The organism is Methylobacterium aerolatum, assembly GCF_022179085.1.
GTDB classification, from domain to species: Bacteria; Pseudomonadota; Alphaproteobacteria; order Rhizobiales; family Beijerinckiaceae; genus Methylobacterium; species Methylobacterium aerolatum.
The window spans coordinates 1-18,679 of sequence record NZ_BPQE01000004.1; the positions used below are offsets into that span (position 1 = coordinate 1).

Below are 18,679 nucleotides of genomic sequence, written 5' to 3' on the forward strand. Positions count from 1 at the left end.
CAGCGGGCGGCCGCGCAGGGCTTCCACGATCGCCGGGGTGACGTCGATGATCTCGTAGCGGGCCAGCAGCGCCCCGTCGGCCTGCGGCACGGTCGAGCCCGCCTCGATCGCCGAGGCCGTCGGTCCCGCCGCAGGCAGAGCCGTGCAGCCCGACAGCGCCGCAGCGGCGATGCAGGCCGCGGAGGCGGCGAAGGAGCCCAAACGCATCATCACGTGTTCCGATGTACCAAGTCCGGCCGGGGACCCGGGACCCCCATAAACAGTCTCGATAACTGCCATCAGCTTAACGGTGAAATGAGGGCGGTTCGAGGATTTGATCCGCGCGACCCCGCCGTCCCGGTTCGGCCGATCCTGCGACATGATGCTGCCGCGTTTGCGGAGCCAGAAAGCCTGGCATGAAACGCGGCGAGCACCGGCCCGCCGGTACGTCGGCCGCATTCCGGCCTGCGCGATCGGAAAGTGTTGCTTGAATGTCCTTGATCCCGCCCGACGGCCCTGTAGCCTCCGAGTTCGCCCGTGATGCCATCGGCGGCAGGCGGGGGACGAGGCTCACCGGCGGACCCATGACCGGATTTTCGACCGGACCCAGCACCAAATCCACGGGCATCGTAGACCACGCGGCCCCGGCCAAGGCGGGCAAGCCCGCCCACCGGCAACCCGGCCGGCAGGTCTTCCTGTTCCTGCAGGGGCCCATCACGCCCTACTTCGCCCAGACCGCCGACGCCCTGGAGGCGCGGGGCCACCGCTGCCTGCGGGTGAACCTGTGCTTCGGCGACTGGCTGTTCTGGCGCCGGCCCGGCGCGGTGAACTTCCGTGGCCGCCAGCAGGATTGGCCCGCCTTCATCACCGACCTGATCGACCGCGAGGGCGTGACGGACCTGATGCTGCTCGGCGAGCAGCGCTTCTACCACAAGGTGGCGATCGCGGCGGCCAAGGCCCGCGGCCTGAACGTGACCGTGACCGATTTCGGGTATCTCCGGCCGGACTGGATCACCCTGGAGCGGGACGGCATGTCGGGCGACAGCTGCTTCCCCCGCGACCCCGAGGCGGTGATGGCGCTGGCCGCCGACCTGCCCGAGCCGGACCTGACCCCGAAATACACCGACAGCTTCAAGCAGCAGGTCGTCTGGGACGTCGCCTACCACCTGATCAGCAACTGGCTGTGGTTCCTGTACCCGTTCTACCGGTCGCACCAGCTCTACCACACGGCGCTCGTCTATCTCGGCACCGGCCTGCACATCCTGAAGGCGAAGTTCACGACGCCGGGCGTGGATCGCCGCGTCGCCGAGCTGAAGGCCGAGGGCGCGCATTACTACGTCCTGCCCCTGCAGATGGAGAACGACTTCCAGCTCAGGGCCTATTCGCCGTTCTTCGACTTCAAGGCGCCGATCCACACCGTGGTCGCCTCCTTCGCCAAGTACGCGCCGGCGGAGTCGCGCCTGCTGATCAAGGCCCATCCCCTGGATCCGGGCATGCGCAATTGGGCGCGCATCGTCCGCCGCTCGGCGGCCAAGCACGGCGTGTCGGGCCGGGTCGAGTTCGTGGACGGCGGCAACCTCGCCGTGATGCTCGAAGCCTCGAAGGGCTGCATCACCGTCAACAGCACCGTGGGCTTGTGGTCGATGCGCGTGGCGGTGCCCACCATCACCCTCGGGACGGCGGTCTACGACATCGAGGGCCTGACCTTCCAGGGCAAGCTCGACCGGTTCTGGACCGAGGCGAAGCCGCCCCGGCAGGAGCTGTGGCACGCCTTCGTGCGGGCCATCGTCGCCCACATCCAGATCCGCGGTGTCTACTACGCCAAGGAGGGCCTCGCGGCGGCCGTGCAGGCCACCGCCTCCCGCCTCGATCTCACCGAGGGCGCGTGGCTGGAGATGCGCTCCCGCGCCGCCCGCCGGGGCACGCCGCTCCCGGCCGAGATGCCGGAGCACGGCCTGGGCTTCCAGAACGTCTGAATCGGGGTGTCCGGAGGGTGAGCCCTCTGGCGGGTGCGAGGCAGCGCTCCGCGAAGACCCAGGGGCTTTGCCCCTGGACCCCACCAAAGGACTTGTCCTTTGAGATCCCCCTACTTGCGCTGGAACAGGTAGCGGGAGGCGAGCGACCAGATCTGCTTCAGGGCCGCCTCGGCCGTCGGCTCGCGCCGCGCCAGGGAGGCGTCGCCCTCGGACAGGCGGAGCGTGATCACCTCCGGCGGGCAGGGCAAGCCGGAGCGCGGATCGACATAGTGCGGGTAGACGATGAGCGCGGCGGCGGCCAACTCGTCGAGGCTCACGCGGCGGGTGCGGCGCGGGCAGGACGGGCTCTCGGTGAGGCCCCAGCCCGCGTAGAAGGGCAGCCCATGGGTCGTCACGGTCTTGCCCCGCAGCAGGGCCTCGAACCCGATCAGCGACGAGATCGTCTCCACATGGTCGGCGGCGGCCAGCGCGTCGGCGGCGGCGACGTCCCGCAGGACCACGTCGGCCAGCCGCGACAGGACCTCGGGCGGCACCCGGCCCGGCCTCAGGCCCGCCTCCACGTCGGGATGCGGCTTGAAGGCGATCACCGCGTCGGGATGGCGTTCGCGGGCCTTGCGCAGTAGCCCCTCGTTCCCCGCCACCGTGGCGCCGCAGAGCCGGATGGACGCGTCGTTCTCCACTTGGCCCGCCACCAGCACCACCCGGCCCGGACGGGGCATCGGCGGCATCGGCGCAGCGCCGACATTGTACTTGCTCAGGCCCGCCTCGACGATGGCATTGCGCAGGCGCCGGGCCCGCTCCAGCACGTCCTCCGAGAAGCCCCCGGCCTCCAGCATCGTCTCGAGGTCGCTCGGCCCGCTGGCGTCGTAGTAGATGCCCGTGGCGTCCACGACGTGGGAAGCGCCCGGCCGCAGGGCGACGCCCAGCCCGATGGAGCGGATGAACCCGTCCTCCATGCGCAACAGCGGAACGCCCGCCGCGCGGCAGGCCCCGGCGAGGGAGGCCGGCGCCCGGCTCGCCCAGGCGACCACGCGGTCGTAGCGGGCGATCTCGGCGGGCGTCGGCGCGTGCTGCGGCTTGGCGATCACGGGGGCGAGGCCGGGGACCGAGAGGGCCTGGGTCAGCCAACGCCGCTTCCAGGACGAGAACCCGACGCAGAGGGTCTTCAGGGCGTTGGCCCGCTGCTCCTCCACGATCAGCCGGAGGATGGTCGCGGCCTCCTCGAAGCGGCAGGGCTCGTTGCCGTAGGGCTCGCAGTAGCGCGAGCAGATGAGGTAGACCGCCGCGAAGACGTCCGCCGGCGTGCGGGTGCGGGTCCGCCGGATGGGCGTGAGGCGGTCGTCGGTGAAGCCCCAGCCCGCGTAGAAGGGCACGCCGAAGCAGGTGACAGGGCGCCCGGCCAGCGCCGCCTCGAAGCCGAGATGACTCGTCACGGCGAAGACGTGGTCCGCCGCCTCGACCGCCGACCATGCCTCCACCGGCCGGGTCACGGCCTGGGCGCCCGCGGCGCGGATCGCGGCCTCGTCGAGATGGCCCCGCGCCCCCGCCTTCGCCGCCGGATCGAGGATGACGACGCGCTCGGCCTCCGGGTGTTCGGCGGCGGCGACGGCGAGCATGTCGGTGAAGGCCTTGGCGCTGGCGAGGCCGAAGGCGATCGTTGGATCCTTGGGCTCCTGGTCGACGATGACGACGAGGGGGCGCCGCCCCGGGGCGCGCCCGCCCCGTCCGAGAATCTGGCCCAGATCGGCTCGCCGGGGGTCGTTGTCGAGGCTGAGTCGCGCGTCGCGCAGCAGGCGGATGCCGGCGTCGGCACGCGCCAGGATCTCCCCGCTTTCCCAGCCGCCTTCCTGGAGCATCGTCTCCAGTTCGCTGGCGGCGGTGGCGTCGTAGTAGATGCCGAGGCCGTCGACGATCGAGCTCAGGGGGCGCTTGGTGCGCGCTCCGGACAGGCGCAGGAAACCCTCGTCCCACCGGTCGGCATGGCCGACCCGCCTGGACACGGGCTCGCTCGCAAGCCGGCGCGCCGAGCGTCCATCGGGCATCTCGATCTCCGAGAGTGTCCGTGGCCACAGGCGCTTGAGCTTGCCACCGTCCATCCGAGTGTCATCCATCTCCGAAGCTGTTAGAGCGCTTCCGGCCGCCGCGGGAAGCGGCTCCGGGGGACGGCGTGCGAAAAAACGAAAGCTTTTCGCGGCGCGCCGGTTTGCGTCGCGGCCCGGCAACACATTACGAGGCCGGTGAAACCTCTGAGGTGATGCAAACCTCGAAGGCGGGCCCTTTCATATCGCCGGGACAGCGTCAAGCGCGGCGCCGACGAGGGAGCGGCCCGCCGCGGAGACACGATGACGACGATCCTCATCACCGGCGCGTCGAGCGGTATCGGCGCCGCCCTCGCCCGGCACTCTGCCGCCCCAGGCACCCGGCTGCTGCTGCTGGCCCGGAACGCGGAACGCCTGGAGGCGGTCGCGCAGGCGTGCCGGACGAAGGGCGCGGAGGTCGAGAGCATCCAGGCGGATACCCGCGACCGGGCGGCGATCCGCGCGCTGCTGCACGACGCCGACGCCCGAGCGCCCCTGGACCTCGTGGTGGTCAACGCCGCCGTCAACGGCGGCGGCCGGGAAGGCCGGGTGGAGACGCAGGAGACCGCCTTCGAGACCGCCGACATCAACTACACCGGTTCCCTCAACGTGCTGCTGCCCGTGCTCGACCTGATGCTCGCGCGCGGGCGCGGGCAGATCGCGCTGATGTCCTCCCTCGCCGCCTACGCGCCGCTCGCCGACGCGCCGGCCTATAGCGGCGCCAAGGCGGCGCTGGTGGCCCACGGCCTCGCCCTCCGGCAGAAGGTCCATCCCCTCGGCGTGCGGATCAGCGTGGTGACGCCGGGCTACGTGCGCACGCCCATGGGCGGCGAACTGAAGGGCTGGCGCCCCCTGGAGATGAGCGCCGACCGCGCGGCGGCGATCATCGCCCGCGGCCTCGCCCGGGACCGGGACGTTGTGGCCTTCCCCTGGGCGCTGGCCGCCCTCGCCCGCGGCGTGCTGCTGCTGCCCGAATGGGTGCGGCGGCTCAGCCTCTCCGCCTTCAAGTTCAACCAGCGGTGAGCGCCTTGCGGATCGCCCTCCTCGTCCTCGAAGCCTTGCCCAATGCCCGGACCGTGCGGCGGCTCGTGGCCGACCGGGCGGACGAGATCGTCCTCGTCGGCCTCTCCAACGCCGAGCGGCCCGCGACGGGCGGGCTGACGGGGCAGCTGCGCCGCCACCTCGCCCGCTCGGGCACCGGGATCCTGCCCTACCTCGCGGTGAATTTCGGCCTGCCGGACCTGCTGCGCCCGCTGGCCCCGCTCGTGCAGTCGGCCGCCGGCAGTGCCGACGTGCCGGAGGCGACGCCGCTGAAGACCCTGTGCGGGCGCCTCGGCATCCCGGCGGTGTCCATCGACGACGTGAACGGCCCAGATTTTGCCGGGACCCTGCGCGAGGCGGCGCCGGACCTGATCCTCACCTACCATTTCGACCAAATCCTGCGCCCCGAGACCATCGCGCTGGCCCGGCTCGGCGGGGTCAACGGTCATCCCGGCCTGCTGCCCCGGCACCGGGGGCCGGTGCCGACGATCCATGCGCTCGCGGACGGGCCCGGCGCCTTCGGCATGACCCTCCACCGCCTCGCGGCGGCGATCGATGCCGGCAACATCCTCGATCAGGAGGCGGTGCCCCTCCCCGCCGACGTCACCGCGACCCGGGCCGCGATCCACCTCCACCGGCACGGGCGGACGATGCTCGACCGGCTCCTCGATACGGTGGCCGAGACCGGGGCGCTCCCCGAGGGCCGCCCGGCGGCGCCCCTGCCCTACTGCCCCTTCCCCGACCGGACGATGCTCGCCGATCTCAAGCGCCGGGGCCTGCGGCTCACCGATGCGGCGGATCTGAAGGCGGCGGCGCGGCTCTCGCTGAGGTAGGCCGAGACCTCAGGCGGCTCCGGCCTGGACAGGCGCCTGCTCCGCCAGCTCGCGCTCGTGCTGCACCAGCCGCTTGACCTCCTTGAGCGCCTTGTGGGTGTGCGACTCGTCCAATGCGGCAAGGATCGCCGCCACGTAGGGGGCCGCGCTCGGCATCATGGCCGCGATCTCGGCGATCTGTGACAGGAGCAACGCCTGCGTTTCCGCCGACGGCTCGGACAGGTGGATGAGCTGGAGGGTCATCCAGACCTGCTTGCAGGGCGTATCGACCTCGTCCTCGCGAATGATCTCGGTCTCCCGCAACATACGGCACTGGGTTTCGATGGTCAGCTTCGCGGCCTTCCCCCCGTTGCGGATCAGCGTGCCGTTGATGACGAAGAGTTCGCCCGGCTTGAGGGTGATGCTGAGGCTCATGGTCCGTGGCTCCGGCGCGGGGCGTTGGATGCTGCGCGGATGGCCACGCGAGCGTGAGGTGAGACGCTTGCGCAGTATTTGTTAACCACCGGTCAACAAGCTGCGCTCGACTTTGAACTTCCGTCGGATGCAGTTCAATTCCGCAGATCGATTTCACTGTTTAGCAAGGTGAGGTGTGATTTCTGGAGAAACCGCACAAGCGGTGTCCCTCTCCAAAAAATGGATTGTCTACAATGTCCGGCGTCAACCTCACCGCAGCGACCCGTCAGAACCTGCTCTCGCTGCAGGACACGGCTTCGCTCACCGCCACGACGCAGAACCGGCTGTCGACCGGCCTCAAGGTCTCCTCGGCCCTCGACAACCCCATCAACTTCTTCACCTCGCAGTCCCTGAACCAGCGGTCGGGCGACCTCTCCAGCCTGCTCGACGGCATCTCCAACGGCGTCCAGGCCATCCAGGCCGCCAACCAGGGCATCACGTCGATCCAGAAGCTGGTCGATTCCGCGAAGTCGGTCGCCAACCAAGCGCTGTCGACGCAGATCACCACGACTGGCACGGCGACAAACGAGTACGTTCCCGCGTCAGCCGGCGCGGTTGATCTCTATGTCAACGGAACGGCCAAAAACGTCCCGATCGCCGCGAACGACACGATTGATGTCGCCATCGGCAAGCTCAATACGGCTGTCGGTGCCGGTAGCTTCTCCAAGAGCACGGACGGCAAGAAAATCGTAATGAACGCCGCGGCCGACATCGAGTTCAAAACCGCCGGTGATCAGACAAAGCTGGGCTTTGCCGCAGGTACTGGCACTGGCCCGGACTACGGAACTGCCAATACCACTGTCGGGCAGAGTGGCGATCTCGCCGTTAACGGCGTGTCGGCCCGCAAGTCTCTCGCAGACCAATACAATAGCTTGCTCACGCAGATCGATCAGCTGGCCCAGGATGCGAGCTTCAACGGCACGAACCTGATCGCCGGCGCCGGCGACAACAACAACCTGAAGATCAACTTCAACCCGAATGGTAACTCGAACCTGACGGTGACGGCGACCGACACGACGTCGAGCGGCCTCAAGCTCAATGCGATCACCGCCGGCACCACCGGCACGGGCAACTTCCTGCTCAATGCCGATATCAACACCACCCTGAACAGCATCTCGAAGGCGTCCAGCACCCTCCGCTCGGCGGCTTCGACCTTCGGTTCGAACCTCTCGGTGGTGCAGAACCGTCAAGACTTCAGCAAGAACCTGATCAACATCCTCGACACGGGTTCGTCGAACCTGACCTCCGCGGACCTGAACGCCGAGGCGGCCAACTCCCAGGCCCTCTCGACCCGCCAGTCCCTCGGCATCTCCGCCCTCTCGCTGGCCAACCAGGCCCAGCAGGGCATCCTGCAGCTGCTGCGCTAAGCCTCAGCTCCAGCATCGTGAGACGAACGGCCGGGGTGCGAACCCCGGCCGTTCGCGTTTGAGAGCTCCTCACAAAACTCCCGATCACCGGGAGTTCTCCCTCTGGCCTCGGCGGCGCAGCGGGAGTTTTGTGAGAGGCTCTTAGGGGTTTGCCCGCGCGCGCGCGCGACCGTAGCCGGCATAGATCGCCAGCCCCAAGCCCAGCCAGAGGGCGAGGCGGATCCAGGTCTCCGGCGGCAGGGAGGCCATCAGCACGGCGCAGGCCGCCAGCCCGAGGCCGGCGACCACATCCGCCGCCGGCACCCGGAAGGGGCGGGGCAGGTCGGGGCGGCGGCGGCGCAGGATCGGCACGCTGGCGCAGACGAGGCCGAAGGCCAGCAGGGTGCCGATGCTCACCAGTTCGCCCAGCACGTCGATGGGCACCAGCCCCGCCACGGCGGCGGTGCAGAGGCCGATCATCCACTGGCTCGCGGCGGGGACGCGGGTGCGGCGGTCCACCCGCGCGAAGGCCCCCGGCAGCAGCCGGTCGCGGGCCATCGCGTAGAAGATCCGGCCCTGGCCGTAGAGGGCGGTGAGGGTCGAGGTGGTGAGTCCGAGGAGGGCGCCGAGCTTCACGAACAGGGACAGGCCGGGATAGCCGATGACGTCGACCGCCTTGGCGATGGGGTCGGGCACGTCGAGGTCGCGGTAGGCGACAAGCCCCGTCAGGACGGCGGCCACCGCCACGTAGAGCAGGGTGCTGAGGAGGAGGGAGCCGATCAGGCCGGTGGGCGCGTCCGCCTGCGGGTCCCGGCACTCCCCCGCCGCCGTGGAGACGGTCTCGAACCCGATATAGGCGAAGAACACCACCGCCGCGCCGCGCAGGACCCCGCTCGTGCCGAAATGTCCGAACTCGCCCGTGTTCGGCGGCACGAAGGGCTGCCACAGGGCCGGGGAGACGAAGGCCGCGCCGAGGCCGACGAAGGCGAGGATGATCGCGACCTTCAGGGCCACCAGGGCGCCGTTGATCCACGACGCCTCGCGCACCCCGCGCGTGAGCAGCGCGGTGAGCACCAGCACGATGCCGACGGCGGGCAGATCCACCACCCCGCCCTCCCCCGGCCCGGCGCAGAGCGCGGGCGGCAGGTGCAGGCCGACATCCGCCATGAGCGAGCGCGCGTAGCCCGACCAGCCCACGGCCACCGTCGCGGCGGCCAGCGCGAATTCGAGCACGAGATCCCAGCCGATCAGCCATGCGGGCAGGAGGCCGAGGCTGACGCGGGTGTAGGCGTAGGTGGAGCCGGCCTGCGGGATCATCGCCGCCAGCTCCGCGTAGCACAGGCCGACCAGCCCGCTGACGAGGCCGCCGATCACGAAGGACAGGACGAGGGCCGGCCCGGCGTAATGCGCCGCGGCGGTCCCGGTGAGCACGAAGATGCCCGCGCCGATCGTGGCCCCGAGCCCGATGCAGACGAGCCCCGGCGCGGTGAGCGCCCGGGCGAGGGCGGGATCGGGCGCGGCGGGGGAGTCGGTGCTCGGCATGATGCCTCACTGTGCGCGGGGTGGGCGACGGGCAAGTTGCGGGCCGCTTCGGGTCGGGCGATCCCCGCATACCATGGGGGTCGACGCCCCGGCCCGACTGGTGCGGCGAGGCCCCCGTGTCTCCGAAACCCGCCGGGGCTGGCATCCTCCCCCGATTCGTGTATGGATCCCCCCGCCTCGACCCGGTTGCCGGGCGGGGCTTGAACCGCTTGCGGCAGACCGTGCTGGACGACATCCCGGCACAGGCCGTTCCGTGAGCATCGGCGCCCGTCACGGACGCCCCATCGTACTCGAAGACCCGAAAGGCACGCGATGTCGATCACGGCAGAGCGCAAGACCGCGCTCATCAAGACCCACCGCAAGGACCCGAAGGACACCGGCTCCCCCGAGGTGCAGGTGGCCATCCTCTCCGAGCGGATCGCCAACCTGACCGGCCACTTCAAGACCCACAGCAAGGACAACCATTCCCGCCGTGGCCTCCTGAAGCTGGTCTCCCAGCGCCGTTCGCTTCTGGATTACCTGAAGCGCAAGGACGAGGCCCGCTACCGGGCGCTCATCGAGAAGCTCGGCATCCGCCGCTGATCTCAGGCGACGTCACGCGGTTCCGGGCTCCGGGGCCGCGTTCGACTTTCGCCACTCCGACTTTGGCTCGTCCGGGCATGGGGCCCGGGCAGGCCGCAACGGGCCGCCTCGAGGCGTGAGATCGGGGCAGGATCGCCGGGCGCTTTCCCATCGGAAGCACCCCGCCGTCTTGCCCCCGCCGCGCCGGGCTTGAGGCCCGCCGTATGATGGCAAGGATAGACAAGATGTTCGACGTGCAACGCGAAGAGCTGATGTGGGGCGACCGCAAGCTCGTCCTGGAGACGGGCAAGGTGGCCCGGCAGGCGGACGGCGCGGTGGTCGCGACCTACGGCGAGACCTCGGTCCTCGCCTGCGTCGTGGGTGCCAAGGAGCCGAAGGCCGGCATCGACTTCCTCCCCCTCACCGTGAACTACCAAGAGCGCGCCTACGCCGCCGGCCGCATCCCCGGCGGCTACTTCAAGCGCGAGGGCCGCCCCTCCGAGAAGGAGACCCTGGTCTCCCGCCTCATCGACCGGCCGATCCGCCCCCTCTTCGTCGAGGGCTGGCGCAACGACACCCAGGTCACGGTCACCGTGCTGACCCACGACCTCGAGAACGATCCGGACATCGTCGCCATGGTCGCGGCCTCGGCCGCCCTCACCCTCTCCGGCGTGCCCTTCATGGGCCCGATCGGCGCGGCCCGCGTCGGCTACATCAACGGCGGCTACAAGCTGAACCCGCTCGTCACCGAGACCAAGGAAGAGTCCTCCCTCGACCTCGTCGTCGCCGGCACCCAGGACGCCGTGCTGATGGTCGAGTCCGAGGCCAAGGAGCTCTCGGAAGACGTGATGCTCGGCGCCGTGATGTTCGGCCACAAGCACTTCCAGCCGGTGATCGAGGCCATCATCCGCCTCGCCGAGAAGGCCGCCAAGGAGCCGCGCGACTTCCAGGCCCCCGAGAACGCCGACGTCGAGAAGGCGGTCCTGGATGTCTGCGAGGCGGAACTCCGCGCCGCTTACACCAAGACCGTGAAGCAGGAGCGCTACGCTGCCGTCGACGAGGTGAAGGCCAAGGTCATGGCCGCCCTCTGCGCCGAGGGTGCGGAGAAGTTCCCGGCCGAGAAGGTCAAGGCCGCCTTCAAGGAGGCCCAGTCGAAGGTGGTCCGCTGGAACATCCTCGACACCGGCTCGCGCATCGACGGCCGCGACGTGAAGACCGTGCGCCCGATCCTCTCCGAGGTCGGCGTGCTGCCCCGCGCCCACGGCTCCTCGCTATTCACCCGCGGCGAGACCCAGGCCCTCGTGGTCGCGACGCTCGGCACCGGCGAGGACGAGCAGTTCATCGACGCGCTGGAAGGCACCTACAAGGAGCGCTTCCTGCTGCACTACAACTTCCCTCCCTATTCAGTGGGTGAGACGGGCCGCATGGGCTCCCCGGGCCGCCGCGAGATCGGCCACGGCAAGCTGGCGTGGCGGGCGATCCGTCCGGTGCTGCCGCCGGCCCACGAGTTCCCGTACACGATCCGCGTCGTGTCCGAGATCACGGAGTCCAACGGTTCGTCTTCGATGGCCTCGGTCTGCGGCGGCTCGCTGTCGCTGATGGATGCCGGCGTGCCGCTGCGCCGTCCGGTGGCGGGCATCGCCATGGGCCTCATCCTCGAGGGTGAGCGCTTTGCGGTCCTCTCCGACATCCTCGGCGACGAGGACCACCTCGGCGACATGGACTTCAAGGTGGCCGGCACGGACGAGGGCGTGACCTCGCTCCAGATGGACATCAAGATCGCCGGCATCACCGAGGAGATCATGCGGGTCGCCCTCGACCAGGCGCGGGACGGGCGTGCCCACATCCTCGGCGAGATGGCCAAGGCCCTCACCGACGCCCGCCCCGAGCTCGGCGAGTACGCGCCGCGCATCGAGACCATGCAGATCCCGACGGACAAGATCCGCGACGTGATCGGCACCGGCGGCAAGGTGATCCGCGAGATCGTCGAGAAGACCGGCGCCAAGATCAACATCGACGACTCGGGCACGGTGAAGATCGCCTCGGCCGACGGCAAGGCAATCAAGGCCGCCTACAACTGGATCCGCTCCATCGTGGCGGAGCCGGAGGTCGGCGTGATCTACGACGGCACGATCGTGAAGTGCATGGAGTTCGGCGCCTTCGTGAACTTCTTCGGCGCCAAGGACGGTCTCGTCCACATCTCCGAACTCGCCGCGAACCGCGTCGCCAAGGTCACTGACGTGGTGAAGGAAGGCGACAAGGTGAAGGTGAAATTCCTCGGCCAGGACGACCGGGGCAAGATCCGCCTGTCGATGAAGGTCGTCGATCAGCAGACCGGCGAGGACATCTCCGACAAGATCAAGGCGCAGCGCGACGCCGAGCGGGCCGAGCGGGGCGACGAGCCCCGTGAGCCGCGCGAGGGCCGCGAGGGTGGCCGCCACCGCGGCGAGCGCCGCCGCGAGGCGGGCGAGTAATCGCCCTCCCCTCCACGCTTTGACGTGACGCGAGAAGCGCGGTCCCCCCGGGGCCGCGCTTCTTTTTTGTCTTCGTCATTGCGAGCAAAGCGAAGCAATCGAGGGCAGCGGGACGTTTCAGGACGCGGTGACTCCCTGGCTTGCTTCGGCTCGCGCTCGCAATGGTGCGAAGGGCGTGATCGCGGGAACGCCCCCTCGCCCCCGGCGTTCGCCGTGCGATCGGATTTCAAGGAGCCCTCATGGCCAACGACATGATCCACGACATTTTCAGCGGCGAGCCGAACCTGACGACGACGGAGCGGGCGGTCTCGGTGGCGCTGGGGCTCGGCATCGCCGCGGCGGCGGCGCAGCCCCGGCCGAACAAGTGGCTGAGCCTCGCGGCGCTGGTGGTGGGCGTCGGCCTCGCCATGCGCGGCGCCACGGGCCACTGCATGGTCAAGTCGGCCGCCAACTCGCTCTAGGTCCGGGTGTCCGGAGGGCGAGCCCTCTGGCGGGTGCAGGGCGGAGCCCTGCTTTGCCAGGGGCCTTGCCCTTGGACCCCACCAAAGGACTCGGTCCTTTGGGATCCTGGTGTCGCAAAGAAAAAGGGGCGCCGGAGCGCCCCTTTTCCGTCACCTTACGCGACTCAGTAAGTGGTGGTACGGCGGCTGGCGACGAAGCCGTAGATGAAGAGCACGATCACGGCGCCGACGATGGCCCCGATGAACCCTGCTCCCTGATTCGGCCCATACCAGCCGATGGCCTGACCGACGAAGGTGGCCACGAAGGCGCCGACGATGCCGAGGATCGTCGTCAGAATGAAGCCCGCAGGCTCGTTCGGGCCGGGCATAATGAACTTGGCGATGACGCCCGCCAGGAATCCGATGATGATCGTCCAGAGAATGCCCATGTCTCTCCCCGCATGAGGCCGCTGACGCCCTCTGAACGTTTGGGTTTTCGAACGGGTTGCTCCGGCACGACGATCCGGCGCCAATTTTTTTGCCGGTTCCGGTCTGCGACACTGGTGCCGTCCGGCGATCTTTACGGCAAAGGGTGAGGGGCGGCAGATACGCCGCCCGGCGGGCTCGCGCAGGCGAGGCACCCCCGCCGGATCGGACAGGATGAGGCGGAGACGACGAATGGCGATCAAGCGGATCGAGCCGGGGGCGCGGATGTCCCAGGCCGTGGTGAACGGCGACATGGTCTACCTCGCGGGCCAGGTGGCGGAGGCGCCGGTGGGCGCGGGTGTCACCGCCCAGACGCAGAACATCCTCGATCAGATCGACCGGCTGCTGGCCGCCGCCGGCAGCGACAAGGAGCATCTCCTCACCACGACGATCTACCTCGCCGACATCGCCCAGTTCGCCGAGATGAACGCCGCCTGGGACGCCTGGGTCTCGAAGGAGAACCCGCCGACCCGCGCCACCGTCGAGGCCAAGCTCGCGGCGCCGGAATATCTCGTCGAGATCGTCGTGACCGCCGTCAAGGCCGCCTGAGCATGGCGCGCCGTCTCCCGGGTTTCGGGCGGTTCGCCGTCGCCGCGTGCCTCGCCGCCGCGTTCGGCATCGCCCTCTTCGCCGGGCCAGCCCGCACGGCGAACGAGAAGGTCGTGAACATCTACAACTGGTCGGACTATATCGACCCGCAGGTGCTCGATGCCTTCACCCGGGAGACGGGCATCAAGGTCGTCTACGACACCTACGACAACAACGAGATCCTGGAGACGCGCCTGCTCGCCGGGCGCTCGGGCTACGACATCGTCGTGCCCTCCGGTCCCTATCTCCAGCGCCTCATCCGGGCCGGGGCCTTCCGGCCCCTGGACAAGGCGAAGCTGAAGAACCTTCCCAACCTCTGGCCGGACATCATGAACCGGCTCGCCGGTTACGATCCCGGCAACCTCTACGCCATCGACTACATGTGGGGCACCACCGGCATCGGCTACAACGTCGCGCAGGTGAAGGAGAAGCTCGGCCCCAACGCGGTGATCAACTCCTGGGGCACCGTCCTCAACCCCTCCTCGGCGGCCAAGCTGAAGGAGTGCGGGATCATGATGCTCGACAGCCCCGAGGACCTGATCCCGAGCATGCTGCCGTTCTTCGGCGCGAAGGCGGATTCGAAGCGCTGGGACGACATGACCCTCGTCACCGACGCGCTCTACAAGGTCCGCGGCAATGTGCGGAAGTTCCACTCGTCGGAATACATCCAGGCACTCGCCAACGGCGACATCTGCCTCGCCGTGGGCTACTCGGGCGACGTGCTCCAGGCGAAGAAGCGCGCCGACGAGGCGGGCAACCGGGTCGAGATCGCCTACGTCGTGCCCCGTGAGGGCGCGCTGATGTGGTTCGATTCCTTCGCCATTCCGAAGGATGCCCCGCACCCCGAAGAGGCCCTGGCCTTCCTCGACTACATGATGCGGCCGGACGTGGCGGCGGCCAACTCGAACTTCGTGTCGTATGCCAGCGGCAACCTCGCCGCGAAGGCCCTCGTGAAGCCGGAGATCCTCAACAATCCCGGCATCTACCCCGACGAGGCGACGATGCAGCGCCTCTCGGTCAACACGGCCTGGGACGACCGCACCCAACGCTTCGTCACGAGGCTGTGGACCCGGGTACGGACGGGGCGATAGCGTCCCCGCTCCTCCCCGTCATCGCGAGCGTCGGCGAAGCAATCCAGGGTAGCGGGACGCTTGAGCGCGTGGCGCTGCTGGATTGCTCCGCGTTGCTCGCAACGACGGCGAGGGTCTTCCGGCGCCCTGCTCGTGCAGTGACGCACTCACTTCGTTCATGCGTGACTGCACTCGCTCATTGTTTTTGCATCGATTTTTCCAGTCTCGGCTGACGCCTCCGACTGGATCGATGCACTAGTTCTTCAGGTCGTCCGGCACCTTGCCGCCGTTCTCGGCGAGCTTCTGCATCACCTGCTTGTGCAGCCAGATGTTCATGGAGGCCGAATCCTCCTTGTCGCCGGTGTAGTGCAACTCGTCGGCGAGCTGCTTGCGCGCGGTGAGGCTGGAGTCGAGGTCGAGAAGCTTCATCAGATCGACGATGGAGTGCCGCCAGTCGAGCTTCTGCGGGTTCTTCTCCGCCATGCCGGTGAGAACCGCCGCCACATCGACAGGTTCGCCGCCGGAACCGCCCGCGCTGCCGGTGGGGGCCGGCGCGCTCGATCCGCCTCCCGACGTGGTGGAGGGCGAGGAGGGAGCCGCTTCCGCACCGCCTCCGCCGAAGGGGTGAAGGATCTTGCTGACGATGTTGCCGAGAAGGCTCATGGGTCTGCTCCGTGCCGCGTTGCGCCCGAATGAGCGGGCGCGCCTCGACAACATGCCGCAGTGCGCGCCTGTTCCCCTGCGTCAGCGGGCGCCGCGCAGCGCGACCCCAAGCATGCACAGGCCGATCATCAGGCAGACGCCGCTCCAGCGCTCGAACAGGGCGGCGCGGGCCGGGTCGCGCAGCGACAGCACGGCCAGGGCCACTCCACTGAGCAAGCATCCAAGGCAGACGAGGAGGGGCAGAACGAAGGACCCTGTTCTTGAAAGAGACGCTGTATTGATAGACCTGTCCAAGCGGATGGCGAAGTGGCCGTTCGTCGAAGTACCCGCGTTTTACCACTTAATCTCGGAAAAGCGCGTTTTGTGTCATACAAGACGGAGGGCGTCGACATGCCTCGACCGATAAGGCTCGAACAGACCGGAGAGATATGTTTGAAATCAAATATCGGCTCTCATTTGATTTGATGCAATATAAGTCGAAGCGGTTGAGCACAATGAATGCAGATTTCCGCCGGAGTTTCTATTTTTCCTTTGTCGTTTTCTCTCGGATCTGTGCCCGTTTTTTGCATCGATGGCGGCGATGCTTCGATCCGGCGTGGCATGGCGGCCGGGGGCACGGCGGCCCCGGTTCGAGCAGTTTTTTGTGTCCCCCTCGCCTTCCCCGGCGGCGGAGCCGTCCGGCGGCGTTGACAGGAGCGAACCCCCCCACCATAAGGGCGGCGCGGAACGCCCGGCGCGGCGTTTTCAGCCTTGGGGGAATGTCCCGAGCGGCAAAGGGGGCGGACTGTAAATCCGCTGCGTAAGCTTCGTAGGTTCGAGTCCTACTTCCCCCACCAAGTGCTTCCCACACCTCGACGACAGGGCCACCGTGGATCCCCTTCGGGTCCACAGGACGCGGGCCTGCGGCCTCAGCGCCCCTTCGGCGGCGCCTTGGCGAGGGCCGCCTCGATCCGCGCGGCGGCGGCGGCCGAGTAGCCCTGCCCTTCGAGCCCCTGCCCGGCCAGGGCGACGCCCACGAGGCTGCGGCGTTCCCTGCCCGGCTGAAGGGTCGCCTTCAGGGCGTGGGCGCCCCGGTGGCTCGCATGGGTCACCGCGATGGCCAGCGCGTCGGCGGCGTCGGCCACGCGGAACTCCGCCTTCGGCAGCAGGAAGCGCACCATGGCCTGGATCTGCGCCTTCTCCGCATGACCCGACCCCGCCACGGTCTTCTTGATGAGGTTGGCCGCGTATTCGAACACCGGCACCTCCGCGAGCGCCGGCACGAGCAGGGCCACGGCGCGGGCATGGCCGAGCTTCAGCGTCGCCTGGGCGTCCTTGTTGACGAAGGTCTCCTCCACGGCGACCTCGTCCGGCTTCAGCGCCTCGCAGATGCGGCCGAGGCCGTCGAACAGCTCCCGCAGCCTCAGGGCCAGGGGCAGGTCGCCGTTCGAGGTGACGATGCCGCAATCGTGGTAGGTCAGGGCGGTGCCCCGCGCGGTGATGAGCCCCCAGCCGGTGCGGCGGAGGCCGGGATCGATGCCGAGGATGCGGACGGGCTCGCTCACGAAATCCCTTCGACGGGGTGGGAGGGGGGCGTCCGACGGAAGGCCCCGCGCCGCCCCGGTCTAGCGCGGTCCGTCGCCCCCACCAAACCCGCCGCGCTCCCTATCGTCCCCGCCCCGCGAGGATGATGGCGGCGCCGACGAGGCAGATCGCCCCGCCGAGCCAGTCCCGCCCGTCCGGGCGCTGGCCCTCCACCAGCCACAGCCACACGAGCGAGGCGCCGATATAGACGCCGCCATAGGCCGCGTAGGCGCGCCCGGCGGCCGGGCTGTCGATCAGCGTGAGAAGGGTGGCGAAGACCGCGAGGGAGGCGAGGCTGGGCAGGGCCCACCAGGGCGACCAGCCGAGGCGCAGCCAGCCCCACACCGCGAAGCACCCGGCGATTTCCGCCAGCGCCGCCGCCGGATAGATCAGGATCGCCATCGGTCGGTTCCCTCCGTCCCCGTGTCCGGAATCAATCGCTCCCCGCCATAAGCGGAGCTTTAAGCCGATCCGGGTCTGATGGCCTCACCCGTTCGGTCGCCGCGGCCCGACGCGCCGTCAGGAGAGTGCCATGACGTCCTCAGCCGATTCCGGCGGCGAGGCCACCGCCCTCGCGATGCCCGCCGACCACGCCCTCCGGGCGGTGATCGCGGATTGGCTGCGCGCCCTGGCGCAGGAACGGCGCATGGCCGCCAACACGGTGGAGGCGTATTCCCGGGATTTGCGCCAGTTCCTCGTCCACCTCGCCGGGCGCCGGGGGACGCCCACGCTGCCCATGCTCACCGGCCTCTCCGTGCGGGACCTCCGGGCCTTCATGGCGAGCCGCCGGGCGGAGGAGGTCTCCGGCCGCTCGCTCATGCGGATGCTCGCGGGCCTGCGCTCCTTCGGGCGCCATCTGGAGCGGGAGGGGCACGGCACGGTCTCGGCCCTCTCCGCCGTGCGCTCGCCGAAGGTGCCCCGCCGCCTGCCTCGCCCGCTGCCGGTGACGGCCGCCGTCGCCCTAACCGACGCCGACACCCGGGCGGGCGAGGAGCGCGATCCGTGGATCCTCGCCCGCGACGCCGCCGTGCTCGCCCTCCTCTACGGGGCGGGCCTGCGCATCTCCGAGGCGCTCGGCCTGAAGCGGATCGACGCGCCGGTGCCGGGGATCGATCAGGTCACGGTGCTCGGCAAGGGAGGCAAGGAGCGCATGGTGCCGATCCTGCCCGTCGTCGCGGAGGCCGTGGCCGCCTATCTCGCCGCCTGCCCCCTCCCCCTGCCGCCGGAGGGGCCGCTCTTCGTCGGCGCCCGGGGCGGGCCGCTCTCGCCGCGGATCATCCAGTACGCCGTGGCGCGGCTGCGCGGCTCGCTCGGCCTGCCCGACACGGCGACGCCCCACGCGCTCCGCCACTCCTTCGCGACGCATCTCCTCGCCCGCCAGGGGGAGCTGCGCGCGATCCAGGAACTGCTCGGCCACGCCTCGCTGTCCACGACGCAGATCTACACGCAGATCGATGCGGCCCGGCTGATGAGCGCCTACCAGGCGGCGCATCCACGGGCGGGGATCAGGGCATAGGCCGATTCCCCTCCCCCCTTGCGGGGAGGGGTTAGGGGCGGGGGTGGTTCAGGAGACACCGCCGCGCCTC

General features: G+C 69.4%; 18 protein-coding genes, 1 tRNA gene and 1 pseudogene. 11 read left to right on the forward strand and 9 right to left on the reverse strand.

All coding sequences use genetic code 11. The features are described 5' to 3' along the window. Nucleotides 1-210, reverse strand: a pseudogene (locus MFF06_RS02470) (polysaccharide biosynthesis/export family protein); the annotation flags it as partial. A 353-nt stretch (nt 211-563) separates the two neighbouring features. On the opposite strand from MFF06_RS02470, the gene MFF06_RS02475 reads away from it, so the two are divergent. Further along, entirely contained in the window at nt 564-1,955 is a 1,392-nt protein-coding gene (locus MFF06_RS02475; RefSeq protein ID WP_238201428.1) for a capsule polysaccharide biogenesis protein, read from the forward strand. Nucleotides 1,956-2,065: 110 nt separating this feature from the next. Here the strand turns inward: MFF06_RS02475 and MFF06_RS02480 are convergent, their stop codons facing one another. Next, complete coding sequence (locus MFF06_RS02480) at nt 2,066-4,051, reverse strand: capsule polysaccharide biogenesis protein (protein ID WP_238201429.1); 1,986 nt, start codon at nt 4,049-4,051, stop codon at nt 2,066-2,068. A 246-nt stretch (nt 4,052-4,297) separates the two neighbouring features. Between MFF06_RS02480 and MFF06_RS02485 the strand changes: the two genes are divergently transcribed. Both MFF06_RS02485 and MFF06_RS02490 read left to right on the forward strand, forming a co-directional pair. Then, on the forward strand, nt 4,298-5,056 hold the full coding sequence (locus tag MFF06_RS02485; protein ID WP_238201430.1) for an SDR family NAD(P)-dependent oxidoreductase: 759 nt from the start codon (nt 4,298-4,300) through the stop codon (nt 5,054-5,056). After that, nucleotides 5,053-5,907, forward strand: a complete 855-nt coding sequence (locus MFF06_RS02490; RefSeq protein WP_238201431.1) for a formyltransferase family protein — start codon at nt 5,053-5,055, stop codon at nt 5,905-5,907. The genes MFF06_RS02485 and MFF06_RS02490 overlap by 4 nt, the downstream gene beginning before the upstream one ends. Before the next feature lie 9 nt (nt 5,908-5,916). Here MFF06_RS02490 and MFF06_RS02495 read toward each other — a convergent pair whose 3' ends face one another. Next, nucleotides 5,917-6,321 carry a flagellar biosynthesis repressor FlbT gene (locus tag MFF06_RS02495; RefSeq protein ID WP_238201432.1) on the reverse strand — a complete coding sequence of 135 codons (405 nt, stop codon included), beginning with the start codon at nt 6,319-6,321 and terminating at the stop codon, nt 5,917-5,919. A gap of 233 nt (nt 6,322-6,554) precedes the next feature. On the opposite strand from MFF06_RS02495, the gene MFF06_RS02500 reads away from it, so the two are divergent. Beyond that, entirely contained in the window at nt 6,555-7,727 is a 1,173-nt protein-coding gene (locus MFF06_RS02500; RefSeq protein WP_238201433.1) for a flagellin N-terminal helical domain-containing protein, read from the forward strand. 141 nt (nt 7,728-7,868) lie between these two features. Here MFF06_RS02500 and MFF06_RS02505 read toward each other — a convergent pair whose 3' ends face one another. Continuing rightward, nucleotides 7,869-9,248 (reverse strand): amino acid permease, encoded by a 1,380-nt coding sequence (locus MFF06_RS02505; RefSeq protein ID WP_238201434.1) that lies wholly within the window; start codon nt 9,246-9,248, stop codon nt 7,869-7,871. A gap of 312 nt (nt 9,249-9,560) precedes the next feature. Here MFF06_RS02505 and rpsO point away from each other — a divergent pair, with 312 nt between their 5' ends. The 3 genes from rpsO to MFF06_RS02520 all read left to right on the forward strand — a co-directional run bounded on the left by rpsO (nt 9,561) and on the right by MFF06_RS02520 (nt 12,744). Further along, nucleotides 9,561-9,830, forward strand: coding sequence for a 30S ribosomal protein S15 (rpsO, locus tag MFF06_RS02510; protein ID WP_238201435.1), 270 nt, complete (start codon nt 9,561-9,563; stop codon nt 9,828-9,830). 224 nt (nt 9,831-10,054) lie between these two features. Next, complete coding sequence (gene pnp / locus MFF06_RS02515) at nt 10,055-12,283, forward strand: polyribonucleotide nucleotidyltransferase (RefSeq protein ID WP_238201436.1); 2,229 nt, start codon at nt 10,055-10,057, stop codon at nt 12,281-12,283. Nucleotides 12,284-12,522: 239 nt separating this feature from the next. Continuing rightward, nucleotides 12,523-12,744: a YgaP-like transmembrane domain gene (locus tag MFF06_RS02520; RefSeq protein ID WP_238201437.1), complete on the forward strand. Its 222-nt coding sequence runs from the start codon at nt 12,523-12,525 to the stop codon at nt 12,742-12,744. A 164-nt stretch (nt 12,745-12,908) separates the two neighbouring features. Here MFF06_RS02520 and MFF06_RS02525 read toward each other — a convergent pair whose 3' ends face one another. Continuing rightward, the gene (locus tag MFF06_RS02525) at nt 12,909-13,172 is read right to left on the reverse strand and encodes a GlsB/YeaQ/YmgE family stress response membrane protein (RefSeq protein WP_238201438.1); all 264 of its coding nucleotides are present in this window, start codon (nt 13,170-13,172) and stop codon (nt 12,909-12,911) included. A gap of 229 nt (nt 13,173-13,401) precedes the next feature. Between MFF06_RS02525 and MFF06_RS02530 the strand changes: the two genes are divergently transcribed. Next, on the forward strand, nt 13,402-13,758 hold the full coding sequence (locus MFF06_RS02530) for a RidA family protein (protein ID WP_238201439.1): 357 nt from the start codon (nt 13,402-13,404) through the stop codon (nt 13,756-13,758). A gap of 2 nt (nt 13,759-13,760) precedes the next feature. Continuing rightward, nucleotides 13,761-14,888 carry a polyamine ABC transporter substrate-binding protein gene (locus tag MFF06_RS02535; protein ID WP_238201440.1) on the forward strand — a complete coding sequence of 376 codons (1,128 nt, stop codon included), beginning with the start codon at nt 13,761-13,763 and terminating at the stop codon, nt 14,886-14,888. Nucleotides 14,889-15,122: 234 nt separating this feature from the next. Here the strand turns inward: MFF06_RS02535 and MFF06_RS02540 are convergent, their stop codons facing one another. Next, nucleotides 15,123-15,530 (reverse strand): DUF3597 domain-containing protein, encoded by a 408-nt coding sequence (locus MFF06_RS02540; RefSeq protein WP_238201441.1) that lies wholly within the window; start codon nt 15,528-15,530, stop codon nt 15,123-15,125. Nucleotides 15,531-15,611: 81 nt separating this feature from the next. Next, entirely contained in the window at nt 15,612-15,746 is a 135-nt protein-coding gene (locus MFF06_RS22630) for a hypothetical protein (protein WP_283207237.1), read from the reverse strand. Nucleotides 15,747-16,282: 536 nt separating this feature from the next. On the opposite strand from MFF06_RS22630, the gene MFF06_RS02545 reads away from it, so the two are divergent. Continuing rightward, nucleotides 16,283-16,366: transfer RNA gene (locus MFF06_RS02545), tRNA-Tyr, on the forward strand. A 72-nt stretch (nt 16,367-16,438) separates the two neighbouring features. On the opposite strand, the gene ruvC is transcribed toward MFF06_RS02545, so the two are convergent. Together ruvC and MFF06_RS02555 are read right to left on the reverse strand one after the other, a co-directional pair. Then, nucleotides 16,439-17,074: a crossover junction endodeoxyribonuclease RuvC gene (gene ruvC / locus MFF06_RS02550; protein WP_238201442.1), complete on the reverse strand. Its 636-nt coding sequence runs from the start codon at nt 17,072-17,074 to the stop codon at nt 16,439-16,441. Between the two features lie 100 nt (nt 17,075-17,174). Further along, the gene (locus tag MFF06_RS02555) at nt 17,175-17,495 is read right to left on the reverse strand and encodes a YnfA family protein (RefSeq protein WP_238201443.1); all 321 of its coding nucleotides are present in this window, start codon (nt 17,493-17,495) and stop codon (nt 17,175-17,177) included. Nucleotides 17,496-17,670: 175 nt separating this feature from the next. Between MFF06_RS02555 and MFF06_RS02560 the strand changes: the two genes are divergently transcribed. Further along, a complete protein-coding gene (locus MFF06_RS02560; RefSeq protein ID WP_238201688.1) occupies nt 17,671-18,609 on the forward strand; it encodes a tyrosine recombinase XerC in 939 nt (312 codons plus the stop codon). The last annotated feature ends 70 nt before the right edge of the window (nt 18,610-18,679 follow it).

What these genes read in the sequence shown, in the direction of transcription:
- MFF06_RS02475 (WP_238201428.1), top strand. Translation starts at nt 564, where the DNA reads ATGACCGGATTTTCGACCGGACCCAGCACCAAATCCACGGGCATCGTA.
- MFF06_RS02480 (WP_238201429.1), bottom strand. Translation starts at nt 4,051, where the DNA reads ATGGACGGTGGCAAGCTCAAGCGCCTGTGGCCACGGACACTCTCGGAG.
- MFF06_RS02485 (WP_238201430.1), top strand. Translation starts at nt 4,298, where the DNA reads ATGACGACGATCCTCATCACCGGCGCGTCGAGCGGTATCGGCGCCGCC.
- MFF06_RS02495 (WP_238201432.1), bottom strand. Translation starts at nt 6,321, where the DNA reads ATGAGCCTCAGCATCACCCTCAAGCCGGGCGAACTCTTCGTCATCAAC.
- MFF06_RS02500 (WP_238201433.1), top strand. Translation starts at nt 6,555, where the DNA reads ATGTCCGGCGTCAACCTCACCGCAGCGACCCGTCAGAACCTGCTCTCG.
- MFF06_RS02505 (WP_238201434.1), bottom strand. Translation starts at nt 9,248, where the DNA reads ATGCCGAGCACCGACTCCCCCGCCGCGCCCGATCCCGCCCTCGCCCGG.
- rpsO (WP_238201435.1), top strand. Translation starts at nt 9,561, where the DNA reads ATGTCGATCACGGCAGAGCGCAAGACCGCGCTCATCAAGACCCACCGC.
- pnp (WP_238201436.1), top strand. Translation starts at nt 10,055, where the DNA reads ATGTTCGACGTGCAACGCGAAGAGCTGATGTGGGGCGACCGCAAGCTC.
- MFF06_RS02520 (WP_238201437.1), top strand. Translation starts at nt 12,523, where the DNA reads ATGGCCAACGACATGATCCACGACATTTTCAGCGGCGAGCCGAACCTG.
- MFF06_RS02525 (WP_238201438.1), bottom strand. Translation starts at nt 13,172, where the DNA reads ATGGGCATTCTCTGGACGATCATCATCGGATTCCTGGCGGGCGTCATC.
- MFF06_RS02530 (WP_238201439.1), top strand. Translation starts at nt 13,402, where the DNA reads ATGGCGATCAAGCGGATCGAGCCGGGGGCGCGGATGTCCCAGGCCGTG.
- MFF06_RS02535 (WP_238201440.1), top strand. Translation starts at nt 13,761, where the DNA reads ATGGCGCGCCGTCTCCCGGGTTTCGGGCGGTTCGCCGTCGCCGCGTGC.
- MFF06_RS02540 (WP_238201441.1), bottom strand. Translation starts at nt 15,530, where the DNA reads ATGAGCCTTCTCGGCAACATCGTCAGCAAGATCCTTCACCCCTTCGGC.
- MFF06_RS02555 (WP_238201443.1), bottom strand. Translation starts at nt 17,495, where the DNA reads ATGGCGATCCTGATCTATCCGGCGGCGGCGCTGGCGGAAATCGCCGGG.
- MFF06_RS02560 (WP_238201688.1), top strand. Translation starts at nt 17,671, where the DNA reads ATGCCCGCCGACCACGCCCTCCGGGCGGTGATCGCGGATTGGCTGCGC.